The organism is Methanococcoides orientis (assembly GCF_021184045.1).
GTDB classification, from domain to species: domain Archaea; phylum Halobacteriota; class Methanosarcinia; order Methanosarcinales; family Methanosarcinaceae; genus Methanococcoides; species Methanococcoides orientis.
The window spans coordinates 1509203-1521727 of the sequence record NZ_CP073710.1 but is presented as its reverse complement, the minus strand read 5'-3'; the positions used below and the strand labels follow the sequence as shown (position 1 = coordinate 1521727).

Sequence of the window (12525 nt, the reverse complement as noted above, 5' to 3'; positions counted from 1 at the left end):
ATACTATGTTCCCACATGTTAGAATGCGAAGGTTAAGAAGTGGTAAGATACGTGATCTGGTTCGGGAGACCGAACTTAGCGCTAACGACTTGATATATCCTATGTTCGTGGATGAGACCATTGATTCTACTGTGGATGTGTCATCTATGCCCGGTGTCCAGCGTTTGCCTCTGGATAAGGTTGTTGATGATGCAAAGGATGCAGCAGATCTTGGAATTCCTGCAGTGGTACTTTTCGGTATCCCGGAGCACAAGGATGAGACTGGCACCTGTTCCTATGGCGATGAGGACATTGTCCAGCAGGCTGTCCGTGCTATCAAGGAAGACCTTGGAAAGGACATGGTGGTCATCACTGATGTCTGCATGTGTGAATACACAAGCCATGGTCATTGTGGTGTTGTGGACTTTGAGACCGAAGAGGTTCTCAATGACCCGACCCTTGACATTCTGGGCAAGATCGCTGCAAGTCATGCGAATGCAGGTGCTGACATTGTAGCACCTTCAGGTATGATGGACGGTATGATCGGTGCTATTCGTACGGCTCTGGATGATGATAACTTCAAGAACACTCCTATAATGTCCTATGCAGCCAAATATTCTTCAGCATTCTATGGTCCTTTCAGGGATGCAGCAGATTCCGGATTCCAGTTCGGGGATCGTTCAGCCTATCAGATGGACCCTGCAAATTCCGATGAGGCTATCCGCGAAGTTGAACTGGACATACTCGAAGGTGCTGACATGGTGATGGTCAAGCCGGCATTGCCTTATCTTGATATTATCTATCGTATCAAGCACGAGTTCAAGATGCCTACAGCTGCATACAATGTCAGTGGTGAGTATTCAATGCTCAAGGCAGCAGCGGAAAAAGGCTGGCTGGACGAGAAGCAAGTTATGCATGAATCATTGCTTTCCATCAAGCGTGCAGGTGCTGACATGATCCTGACATATTTTGCAAAGGATCTTGCAAGGATGTTGAAATAATAGAGAACAGTTTCAATTGATGGTTCTATTGGTCAGGAATTTAATACCCCTGATCAATCCATCTTAATAATTTAATCTTAACAAGTTCATCTTAATATAATCTACAGATCAAATTTCAAATGGTGTTATCATGGTTACTTTAGACAAATCCAAGGATCTCTTCGACAAGGCAAAAACGCTTCTTCCAGGTGGTGTGAGCAGTCCGGTACGTGCTATCAAGCCTTACCCGTTCTACACAGAGTCAGCTAACGGTTCCCGTATCACTGATGTTGATGGTAATGAGTACATCGATTACTGTCTTGCATACGGACCTAAGATTCTGGGACATGCAAATCCTGTTATCAGGCAGGCAATCATCGATCAGCTCGATAAAGGCTGGCTTTACGGAACTCCAACTCAGCTTGAGGTGACCCTTGCAGAGAAGATCGCATCCCTCTACCCAAGCATCGATATGCTGAGATTCATCTCAACGGGCACTGAAGCTACCATGAGTGCCCTTAGGGCTGCCCGTGGATTTACGAGAAAGAACAAGTTTATCAAGATAGAGGGTGGGTTCCACGGTGCACACGATGCTGTGCTTGTAAAAGCAGGATCCGGAGCTACCACGCATGGTGAGCCGGATTCCCTTGGTATCCCTGCAGATTTTACAAAGAACACTCTTCAGGTCGCTTACAATGATATTGAGGCAATGACCGAGGTCATCGAGTCCAACCAGGATGATATGGCTGCGGTAATTATGGAACCTGTGCTTGGTAACATCGGTCCCATACTTCCGCAGGGCGATTACCTGAAAGAGGTCCGAAAGGTCACAGAAGAGAACGATGTTGTCCTTATCTTCGATGAGGTTATCACCGGTTTCAGGCTTGCAATGGGTGGTGCACAGGAGTACTTTGGTGTCACACCTGACATGACAACCCTTGGAAAGATCGTAGGTGGCGGACTTCCTATCGGTGTTTTCGGTGGTAAGCGCGAGATAATTGATATGATATCCCCCTCAGGTCCGGTTTACCAGGCAGGTACTTTCAGTGGCAGTCCTGCATCAGTTGCAGCTGGTATTGCAGCCCTTGATGTACTGGAAAAGGAAAAGGTCCATGAAAAGCTTGAAGCAACCGGAAATATGATGCGTTCTAACCTTTCAGATATCATTGCTGACAAGGGACTTGATTATAATGTTGGTGGCATTGGTTCAATGTTCAAGGTGTTCTTCGGTGACATGCCTCTGAACTACCAGGATGTTCTCAAATGCGATAAGGAAGGTTACGTGCAGTTCTTCCATAACATGCTGGACAGCGGAGTGTTCCTGCCCCCATCCCAGTTCGAGACGAACTTCCTTTCAATGGCACACACAGAGGAAGACATTGAGAAGACCCTCGATGCATATGCAACTAACCTGAAATAATTCCAATAATAGAGGAGCAATAATTATGATACTAGGAACCCGTGGAAGTGCTCTTGCCATTGCCCAGGCAGACCTTGTGACCAAAATGCTTGAAGAACGTGGGCATGAACTGGAAAGAGAGATCATTAAGACATCAGGAGATGTCTTCACAGATCGCCCGCTCCATGAGGTTGCTGGTGTGGGTGCCTTTGTCCGTGAACTTGACGACAGGATGATCGAGGGTGAAGTGGACATCGCAGTCCACTCAATGAAAGATCTTCCTACAGTAAGACCTCCTGAGCTTGCTCTTGCAGCAGTTCTGAAGCGCGATTCTCCTCATGATGTACTTCTTACAATGGATGGTTCGACACTGGATGACCTTCCGGATGGTGCAGTGATCGGCACGAGCTCAATGCGCAGGCGTGCACAGCTTCTGCGTTTCCGTCCTGACCTCAATGTACAGGATCTTCGCGGTAACATTAACACACGCATAAAGAAACTTGAAGATGGTTTGTATGACGGAATATTGCTTGCCGAGGCAGGCTTGCAGCGTATGGGATGGGAAATGGATGTCCATCGCCTTCCTCCTGAGATGTTCTGTCCTTCTGCAAACCAGGGTACTATCGTTGTTGTTACAAGGACCGGTGGAGAAGCTGAAAATGCATGCTCTGTTCTGAACCATGAGATCTCAAGGATCGAGACCGAAGTTGAACGTATAGTGATAACTGATGTCGAAGGCGGTTGTGTTGTTCCTATCGGTTCGTTCGCACGTGTGAGCGAAGATGGCGATGAGATCCATGTGCTTGTGGAAGTATTATCACTCGATGGCACAAATGAAGTGCGTATCGACGAGATGATCCCTATGAAGAACTACCGTGAACATGCTGCCAGTATTGGAAGATTGCTGGTGGAAATGGGCGGTAAGGAACTTGTCCGTGATGCTGTGTGTCAGTTGTCCGGCTGTGACGACGAGTGATCCGCATCGGATGTGAAATATTATGGTTAAGATCACAGGCATTGAATTCAGGAATCCCACAATACTTGCATCAGGTATAATGGGAACTACAGGTGCTTCTCTTGTACGCATGGCTAATTCCGGTGCAGGTGCAGTGGTGACAAAATCCATTGGACCGGAACCGAAGGCCGGACACCCAAATCCCAGTATGGTCAAGCTGGAATGTGGCTTTTTGAATGCTATGGGTCTGCCCAATCCTTCCTATGCTGATTTCGATAATGAGATCAAGATCGCAAAAGAAGGTGCTGATGTTCCTGTGATAGCAAGCATCTTCGGTGGTAATGCCGAGGAATTTGTAAGGGTTGCAGAAGGTCTGGCAGATTCAAAACCTGATGCTTTTGAACTTAATGTCAGCTGTCCCCATGCGGAAGGTTACGGTGCAACCATCGGGACCGATTCCTGTATGGTGGAATCGATCACTGCTGCTGTATGTGATGTAGTGGATGTGCCTGTCTGGGTAAAGCTGACGCCAAACGTTACTGATATTAAATCAATAGGCAAAGCCGCTGAGAATGGCGGTGCCGCTGCGGTCGTAGCGATCAATACCTTGCGCGGAATGGCAATTGACATCAATTCCGGCTATCCTATACTCGGCAACAGGTTCGGAGGGCTTTCCGGTTCTGCGGTCAAGCCTGTAGCTATCAAATGTGTCTATGATCTTTATGAAGCACTTGAAATTCCTGTCATAGGAGTTGGCGGGGTGTCCACATGGGAAGATGCAGTGGAAATGATAATGGCAGGCGCAAGTGCTGTCCAGATCGGTTCTGCTGTCCATGAAGGTGTAGAGGTTTTTGCAGACATTGCGACAGGTATAGAGCAGTTCCTGCAGAACAACGGTTATGCCGGTGTTGAAGATATTACAGGCCTTGCCCATGAGGTGATCTAATGCGTCCAATTAATTCAAAGATAACAAAGATCATAGAGGAAACTCCTTCGATCAGGACATTCCGTTTTGATACATCTCTCGATGATGCCCAGCCAGGACAGTTCGTGATGGTGTGGGTACGCGGTGTGGATGAGGTCCCTATGGGATGCTCCTTCAAGAACGGGATAACTGTACAGAAAGTAGGCGATGCTACATCACGTCTCTTTGAGATGAAGGAAGGCGATTCCGTCGGTCTTCGTGGTCCTTTCGGAAAGGGCTTCACATTACCTGCAAAGGATGAGAATATTTTGATAATCGCCGGCGGTGTGGGGGTTGCACCGCTTGGTCCGCTTGCCGATGAAGCTATTTCGGTGGGCGCAAAGGTCACAACGATACTCGGTGCAAGGACTGCATCCGAGCTTGTTTTTGAACAGAGGTTTTCTGAAGCGGGAGATGTACACCTGACAACAGACGATGGTTCTGCCGGAACATGCGGCTTTGTCACAACTGTTCTGGCCGACATGGATGTTTCCGAGTACGATCGCATATGTGTGTGCGGACCTGAGATCATGATGTTCAATGTCCTCAAGATGCTGGAGGAAAAGGGTGTACATGACCGTGCAGAGTTCAGTCTCCACAGGTACTTCAAATGTGCAATTGGTGTGTGTGGTGCCTGCTGTATGGACCATGAAGGTCTGAGGGTATGTAAGGACGGTCCTGTGCTGAACGGTTCCCTATTGCTGGATTCAGAGTTTGGGAACTACAAGAGGAGTTCCAGCAGTCAGAGGGTCAAGGTCTGAATTAGATCGCCTGACCATAAACCCTTTTATCATTTTTAATGCGCTACTATCTTCTTATTAAGATGCTCTTTTGCCTTTGAGAGCACTTCATAAAAAAGCACTAAAAGATTCCCTTCAAAGACCATCAGGTCGATGTTGTACTGTTCTCCTCTGGAAGCATAGAGTGTGGTCAGTTCCAGGTCCTTTTCAGCTTCTGACCTGATCGATTCAAAAGGGTGATCCCAGTCTGTGGACTTCTTGTATGCAATAATATTTTCCAGTGTATTCTCATCGAGATAGGTTTCCACCCACTGAAAAAGTTGTGTTCTGTATCTTTCAGTAATTTCGACATTCTGCAGGTAAATTTCTGCATGGATCTTAGGACTGTCACTAATTTCGATATCCTCAATATAAGTCATGTTCCCCACCATTACGAACATATCTGGATACACGTTTTGAAATTTGAAATCCTGATTGGCAGTATTTCAATATTTATATATTACTTTTATCAAGCATAAATCCTTTTCTACCTTTAAAATATCTTGTGGACTTAGTAAGAATATTCATCCTGTTCTTTGATCGCATTTTCGTATATTACTTATATGTAGGTGGACTTTAAGGTAGACCATGAACAGCGTCCTAAGTAAAGATATAGTGAGAGAATTGGCAATTTTTGCAATTGCATTGGTGCTCGCAGTGATGTTCTGGCAGAACAATATTCTACTGACCTTCCTTATGATTCTTGTTTATGGTGCAAGACAGTACCAGTGGTCTGCAAAAGGTGACAACATAATCTATGTCTCAGGTATCATCCTTGGCTGCACCGCCGAGTTCATAGGTACCCATCTTGGTGTCTGGACCTACTCAGCTCCTATGTTCCTGAACATTCCTCTCTGGCTTCCCTTTGCTTGGGGTCTGGTATCAGTGATCATTATCCGGGTTTCCCTTCCGTTCATTGAATCCTGATCTGGATGGCTTGATAAAGCCCTGTGATTGTCTATAAATAATTTCAACACAATTACTTTGTGGGGTTATTAAAATGTCTGACATACATATCGTTGAAGTAGGGCCACAGCTGGTCGTAGGTATGCGAAAGACCGGAAAGTATGAGCTGATCGCAGTAATGCTTCCTGAACTTTTCCAGTACACCTTTGATAAGGGTATTGAGATCACAGGAGGTCCGACTTTCATCTGTCATGAAGCCGGCGAAGAGGCGGCTATGAAGGCCGAGCGTGAAGGGAATGCTGATGTAGAGGTTGCGATACCAGTAGCAAAAAAGGCTGAAGAGACTGACACGATCAAGTTCTATGAACTTCCCGGCGGGAAGATGGCAAAGACGATCCACAAGGGTCCTTATGAAGATAGCACAGAAACCTACAGGCAGTTCTTTGCCTGGATCGAGGAAAAGGGACTGACCATCACAGGACCAACAAGAGAAATTTACCTGAACGATCCTGTAGAGGTATCGCCTGAGGAGATCCTTACCGAGATATACGCACCGGTGGACTGATCCACCTTCCTTTTTTGCTTCATCGATCTAATTTTCCTTACGATAACTGATTTAAATCATCACTTACGATGCTAAGCCATGGACCAGCCTGCAAAATCCGGCAAGATCCCGGAACTTATGATGGGTGTAAAGAACCGCGCAGCCCTTTCTGCATGTCAGGATCATGCCGATGGCGTTTATTTTTCCGTTGACAGGTTTAGCCTCAGGGCAAGGGCCTGTGATATTACTCTTGATGACCTGAACTCATTCGTTTCTGATGTTAAAGAGCAGGACATGAATGCTTACCTTGCACTGAACACTGTGATCTATCCCGATGATCTTCCTGAGCTTGATGAAGTGATCGATGTGGTGGCATCATCTGATGTTGATGCTGTCATTGCCTGGGACCCCGCAGTGATTACAAAAGCTGTGGATGTGGGTCTGCGGGTTCATATTTCCACACAGGCGAATGTTTCCAACTGGCAGACCGTCAATTTCTATGCATCCCTTGGGGCTTCCCGTGTGGTGCTTGCAAGGGAGCTGAGCCTTGAGCAGATAAAGGATATCCGACAGAATACCGATACTGAACTGGAGGTTTTCGTACATGGTGCCATGTGTCAGGCAATATCCGGCAGGTGCTATCTTTCAGCCTATGTTCTTGGTAAGTCCGGCAATTGCGGAGAATGCTCTCAGCCGTGTCGCTGGGGCTGGAAACTGGTCGGTGAGGATGGAAGTGAAGTTGATATTGATGGTAAGTACTTGCTTAGTGCAAGGGACCTCTGCATGATAGAACATATTCCTGAACTCATCGATGCAGGAGTTGATGCTTTCAAGGTTGAAGGTCGGTTAAGGGATACAAGATATACTTCAACGGTTTCCCGCTGCTATCGTGAAGCACTTGATGCGTACATGGATGGAATGTATAGTCGGGAGAAAGCCGCTGGCTGGAAGGAAGAGATGGCATCGGTGTTCAACCGGGGCTTTTCCACAGGGTTCTACTTCGGTATTCCCGGTCCTGACGGGATGGCTATAGAGCGGGATATGAACATCTCTGTTATTAAAAGACAGGCTGTAGGAGTTGTGACCAACTACTACAGGAAACAGGGTGCTGCAGAAGTAAAGCTTCTGGAGACCGGTCTTGAGGTAGGTGATGATATTATCATTGAAGGCAAGAATACCTATCTTGAGCAGAAGGTCAAAGAGATAAGGAATGATGATGGTCCTGTTGGGAGGGCTGAATCAGGGGATGTAGTAGGTCTTGCGATTGAGGATAAGGTACGTGAGAATGACCGGGTTTACAAATTGGAAGTCCCTGATTAAATTCAATTGATAAGTTATTTCTAGCATTAACCTATTTTTCTTTGAAGTATCGGGATGTGATGTTATGGATAAATTTATGCAAGTAGCAATAGATGAAGCAAGATCGGGACTTAATGATGGCGGAATTCCTATTGGTTCAGTTCTTGTCAGGGATGGTAGTATTATTGGTCAGGGTCACAACTTACGTGTTCAACAGGATGATCCAATGGCACATGCTGAAATTTCATGCCTGAGGAATGCAGGCAGGATCGGGCATTATCGGGATTCAACTCTTTATTCCACTTTGATGCCATGCTATCTTTGTGCTGGTGCTGTCGTACAATTTGGGATAAAAAAGGTCATCGTTGGCGAGTCCAGGACCTTCCCGGGTGCAAAGGAATTTATGGAATCTCATGGGGTTGAAGTGGTCGACCTTGACATGGATGAATGTGTGGCTATGATGGACGATTTTATTAATAAGAATCCAGAACTCTGGAATGAAGATATTGGTGAATGATCTTATCATATTATAATATTATAAAATGAGGTTATTGGTGCAGTCATTATCGATCTGCTTTTTATTTTTGGTGATAAATTTTCTAGATATACTTTTGTAGTACTCACACCAAAAGTCGTGATGGCTGCAAACTAATAAATATCTTGTATTCCTTTTTTTACTGATCACAGTCAATAGGTCCTGATATTATCAGGAATCGTACAGTTGTTATTCCTATCAGTTTTTACAGAGCAGGATGAATATTTTATGGCAGCCCCAATTGCAGAAGAACTTGCAAAGAAGCAACAAGCGATAAGTGTTGCGGAATTTTTTGAGAAGAACAGGCAGATCCTTGGTTTTGATTCGGCTCCCCGCAGTCTGATCACGACCGTAAAAGAAGCAGTGGATAACTCCCTTGATGCATGTGAGGAAGCGGAGATCCTCCCGGATATCCTGCTTCATATCGAACGGGTGGGAAAGGATAACGTTTCCATTATAATAGAGGACAATGGTCCGGGTATCGTTAAAGAGCAGATCCCAAAGGTATTTGCAAAACTGCTGTATGGATCACGATTCCATGCACTGAAACAGAGCCGTGGGCAACAGGGTATCGGAATATCCGCCTCTGTCCTTTATGCACAATTGACAGCAGGGCATCCTACCAAGATCATCTCCAAGATAGGTAGTGGTTCCCCCGCTCACCACTATGAGCTCATGATAAATACCAGTACCAATGACCCAGAGATCCTTCGTGATGAGGTCATTGACTGGGACCGTCCTCATGGTACTCGTGTGGAACTGGAAATGGAAGCATCTTATGTTAAAGGGCGCAGACAGTCTATCTATGAGTACCTGAAGGCTACAGCTATCGTAAATCCTCATGCAAGGCTCACATTGATAGAGCCTGATGGCAATGAGGTTATGTTCGAAAGGGCTACAGACAAGCTTCCTGTACCTGCAAAGGAGATCCTGCCACATCCTCATGGTATCGAACTTGGTACGCTTATGAAGATGCTTCGCTATACCGAGCGCCAGAAGCTTGCGCCATTTTTGCGATATTCTTTTTCCAAGATCGGTTTGCTCACTGCTGAAGAGATCTGCAAAGCAGCCGGACTTGATCCCGAGCTTCCTCCTTCGGAAATCTCAAGGGATATGTCTAAGAAACTGCTGGATGCATTCAAGAAAGTCAAGATCATGTCACCACCGACCGATTGCCTGTCCCCGATAGGTGAGGATCTGATCTACAAAGGTCTTGAGAAGGAGTTCAGTGTTGACTTTATCGCAACAACCACACGATCAGCTTCCGTGTTTTCAGGAAACCCGTTCGTTGTGGAAGTGGGTATTGCATATGGAGGAGATCTCCAGAAGGATGACCGTATCGATATAATGAGGTTCGCTAACCGTGTTCCGCTTCTCTACCAGCAGGGTGGTTGCGTAACGACCCATGCAGTGGAGGGTATCAAGTGGAAACAGTATGGACTGAACCAGCCCGGTGGGGGTATGCCTACCGGACCTGTGGTGCTTCTTGTTCACGTCGCATCCACCAATGTTCCCTTTACTTCCGAGTCCAAGGATGCCATTGCTGAGATCCCTGAGATAAGGGATGAGGTGGAACTTGCTATCAAAGAAGTCTCAAGGAAGCTGAACCGTTACCTGAACCGTCAGGGTACATTGAAGAAAAGGCGGGAAAAAGAGGTCATAATCACCAAAGTGCTGCCAAAGATGGCACAGAAACTTGCCGATACCCTTGATCGTGAGGTCCCTGACATTAATCCTGTGGTTGCAAAGGTAATGGGTAATCTCCTTGTAATGCGGAAGGTTAACCTGAATGGTGATGGCAGTGCGAATGTGTCCGTAACAGTGAAGAACTATGGTAGCAAGCTTGCTGAGTTTAAACTTCATGATATGCTCCCTTACGAGATCAAAGGTGTAGTCCCTGAACCAAAGATCATCTCAATGGGCAGTGATTTTGATTATGTGTGGACCCTGAAGCTTTCTCCTGAGGCCTCCAAGGCAGTGACCTACGATCTGGAAACCATTACTGAAGCTGAAGTTTCAAGGCTTCCGCAATTGATAGTGGAGGGTCTCGAGGAAGAACTTGTCACCGGTGCAAAGGCTATCAAAGGGGTGATCTGAAATGGCAGATGATGTAGAGTCAAAATATTCACAACAGAAAAAACAGCATGATCTGCTGGCAAAGAACCGCCTTCTTGGTTTGACCGAGAACCTGTATGATCAGTTCGTGGACGAGGTCGTCCCGAATGTCAGCATCTCAAGCCGTACCAAGAACAACATCGAGTACAGTGAGGAAAGCGATGTCTGGGTCTATGGTAATCGCGAGACTCAGAGGACCGCTAAGACTGTCAAGGGTGCTTTCCAGCTTCTCAAAACCGTGCACTCGATCGATTTCCTTGTAAAGAACCACCTGGCACAGGACCGTGGTTCGACCTTAAGGGAATTGTATTACATCTCAGAGAACTGGGATATTGCCAAGTTCCGCGAGCAGGCCGAGAGTAACAGGCTGATCGAAGACCTTGAGATCATCACTGCGCTCCAGAGGGAATATTTCCACATGCGTCCTGAGGAGGATGGTGCTACCATGTTCGGTCCTATCAGGATACGCGAGGAAACAAAACGTGGTGCACGTGTTATACATTGCCAGGAAGATATCGGTGAGAGCGGCTACCAGATCCCATTCAACGTTGAGAACATCGAGTTCCTTGACCATGATGCAAAGTTCATAATCGCCATCGAGACTGGTGGTATGTATGCGAGGCTCATCGAGAACGGCTTTGATGAGAAGTACAATGCTATCCTTGTGCACCTTAAAGGACAGCCTGCAAGGTCAACACGTCGTCTTATCAAAAGGATGAACGAAGAGCTGGGCATCCCTGTGGTCGTCTTTACTGATGGTGATCCATGGTCCTACAGGATCTTCGCATCGGTTGCATACGGTGCTATCAAGAGTGCTCACCTTTCGGAATTCATGGCAACACCTGCAGCCAAGTTCATTGGTGTACAGCCATCCGATATCGTGGAATACGAACTTTCCACTGACAAGCTGACAGACAAGGATATTGATGCATTGAGAAGTGAGCTGACAGATCCGAGGTTTGCGAATGACTACTGGAAAGAACAGATAAGCCTGCAACTTAGTATTAAGAAAAAGGCCGAACAACAAGCCTTTGCAGGAAAAGGTCTTGATTTCGTGACGGATACTTATCTTCCGAACAGGCTGAGTGAGATGGATATTATCTAATCCATTCTCTTCCTTTATCCATTTTTTAATTTAGTATTTTGATCGGCTCTGTAGAAAACCTGCCAAAAGCACTATCAATAAGTATATATCATAACAATATATAAATATTTTTTCAATATGTTCTAAATTATTACATAGTTCGATTTCATTCAAATATTGAGGATTTCTACAGAGCCGCTATAAGTAAAGTACATAATACAAAAAAGGAGGTGATATGTTTATGAAATTAGAACCTGTTAAAGGAACCCCATTTGATTATAGCGATGATAAAATAACTGTTTACTTTGAGGTAGCAGATAAACAAAGCACAAGAGAAATTATAGAAAATACAACTTTTATAGATGGCATTGAAGATTTAGAACATGGATTTGAGGTAAGAATCGCAATGCAACAAATACCAGAGTTAATCCGTCATTTATCACGGGAAAACATTGCTATATATGCTGTAACTCCTCAAAAACAATAATAATCAATATTTCGATGGCCCTGTAGAAAATCTGTATAAAATAGATATTATTGTTCTCCCTCGAATATTGAGGGATTTCTACAGAGCTTTTTGATCATAAATGACTGTATGATTAGTTTATATAAGGTCGTCTTTTAAGTTTTTGACCTTATAGTGTCTTACCTTTCAGGATCTTTTCCACAACAGTTTTTTTGTGAAGGTTATCGCTGATCCTTGCTTTGTCGATCCACATATCTGCAGCTGATTGTAGTCCAGCGGTCTTGTGTGGCATGAACTCAATTCCATCAAGGGCAGGAAGTTCATCGTTTAGTGATGGTGGAATGTGTGTTCCAAGATGTGGCTGACCGATATTCCACAGAAGTTCCTCGGTAGTGATCTCTGGTTTGCTGTTTGCTTTTGTGGTTGTTTTACTCTTCTCTTCCATGATGGTGGATTGGTTTGCTAACTACTAAAACGTTTCTCAACTGGTAAGTTATATGTAAGGAAGCAAGGTTAATAC

General features: G+C 45.4%; 14 protein-coding genes. 12 read left to right on the top strand and 2 right to left on the bottom strand.

Annotated features, from left to right (window positions below; translation table 11 throughout):
• The first annotated feature begins 5 nt into the window (after positions 1-5).
• The 5 genes from hemB to J7W08_RS07245 all read left to right on the top strand — a co-directional run bounded on the left by hemB (position 6) and on the right by J7W08_RS07245 (position 5038).
• Positions 6-980 carry a porphobilinogen synthase gene (gene hemB / locus J7W08_RS07265; RefSeq protein WP_233083871.1) on the top strand — a complete coding sequence of 325 codons (975 nt, stop codon included), beginning with the start codon at positions 6-8 and terminating at the stop codon, positions 978-980.
• Between the two features lie 130 nt (positions 981-1110).
• Complete coding sequence (gene hemL, locus J7W08_RS07260) at positions 1111-2379, top strand: glutamate-1-semialdehyde 2,1-aminomutase (RefSeq protein WP_233083870.1); 1269 nt, start codon at positions 1111-1113, stop codon at positions 2377-2379.
• A 25-nt stretch (positions 2380-2404) separates the two neighbouring features.
• On the top strand, positions 2405-3334 hold the full coding sequence (gene hemC / locus J7W08_RS07255) for a hydroxymethylbilane synthase (protein WP_233083869.1): 930 nt from the start codon (positions 2405-2407) through the stop codon (positions 3332-3334).
• A 22-nt stretch (positions 3335-3356) separates the two neighbouring features.
• Positions 3357-4259: a dihydroorotate dehydrogenase gene (locus J7W08_RS07250; protein WP_233083868.1), complete on the top strand. Its 903-nt coding sequence runs from the start codon at positions 3357-3359 to the stop codon at positions 4257-4259.
• A complete protein-coding gene (locus tag J7W08_RS07245) occupies positions 4259-5038 on the top strand; it encodes a dihydroorotate dehydrogenase electron transfer subunit (RefSeq protein ID WP_233083867.1) in 780 nt (259 codons plus the stop codon). Before J7W08_RS07250 ends, J7W08_RS07245 begins: the two co-directional genes overlap by 1 nt.
• Before the next feature lie 35 nt (positions 5039-5073).
• Here the strand turns inward: J7W08_RS07245 and J7W08_RS07240 are convergent, their stop codons facing one another.
• The gene (locus J7W08_RS07240) at positions 5074-5436 is read right to left on the bottom strand and encodes a hypothetical protein (protein ID WP_233083866.1); all 363 of its coding nucleotides are present in this window, start codon (positions 5434-5436) and stop codon (positions 5074-5076) included.
• A gap of 244 nt (positions 5437-5680) precedes the next feature.
• Between J7W08_RS07240 and J7W08_RS07235 the strand changes: the two genes are divergently transcribed.
• The 7 genes from J7W08_RS07235 to J7W08_RS07205 all read left to right on the top strand — a co-directional run bounded on the left by J7W08_RS07235 (position 5681) and on the right by J7W08_RS07205 (position 12026).
• A complete protein-coding gene (locus tag J7W08_RS07235) occupies positions 5681-5983 on the top strand; it encodes a hypothetical protein (protein WP_233083865.1) in 303 nt (100 codons plus the stop codon).
• Positions 5984-6056: 73 nt separating this feature from the next.
• Positions 6057-6527: a GyrI-like domain-containing protein gene (locus J7W08_RS07230; RefSeq protein ID WP_233083864.1), complete on the top strand. Its 471-nt coding sequence runs from the start codon at positions 6057-6059 to the stop codon at positions 6525-6527.
• 78 nt (positions 6528-6605) lie between these two features.
• Complete coding sequence (locus tag J7W08_RS07225; RefSeq protein WP_233083863.1) at positions 6606-7826, top strand: peptidase U32 family protein; 1221 nt, start codon at positions 6606-6608, stop codon at positions 7824-7826.
• 64 nt (positions 7827-7890) lie between these two features.
• Positions 7891-8322 (top strand): nucleoside deaminase, encoded by a 432-nt coding sequence (locus tag J7W08_RS07220; protein ID WP_233083862.1) that lies wholly within the window; start codon positions 7891-7893, stop codon positions 8320-8322.
• Between the two features lie 246 nt (positions 8323-8568).
• On the top strand, positions 8569-10437 hold the full coding sequence (locus J7W08_RS07215) for a DNA topoisomerase VI subunit B (RefSeq protein ID WP_233083861.1): 1869 nt from the start codon (positions 8569-8571) through the stop codon (positions 10435-10437).
• 1 nt (position 10438) lies between these two features.
• Positions 10439-11560 carry a DNA topoisomerase IV subunit A gene (locus J7W08_RS07210; protein ID WP_048195130.1) on the top strand — a complete coding sequence of 374 codons (1122 nt, stop codon included), beginning with the start codon at positions 10439-10441 and terminating at the stop codon, positions 11558-11560.
• Positions 11561-11780: 220 nt separating this feature from the next.
• On the top strand, positions 11781-12026 hold the full coding sequence (locus J7W08_RS07205) for a hypothetical protein (RefSeq protein ID WP_233083860.1): 246 nt from the start codon (positions 11781-11783) through the stop codon (positions 12024-12026).
• Positions 12027-12174: 148 nt separating this feature from the next.
• Here J7W08_RS07205 and J7W08_RS07200 read toward each other — a convergent pair whose 3' ends face one another.
• The gene (locus J7W08_RS07200; protein ID WP_233083859.1) at positions 12175-12450 is read right to left on the bottom strand and encodes a hypothetical protein; all 276 of its coding nucleotides are present in this window, start codon (positions 12448-12450) and stop codon (positions 12175-12177) included.
• Between the last annotated feature and the right edge of the window lie 75 nt (positions 12451-12525).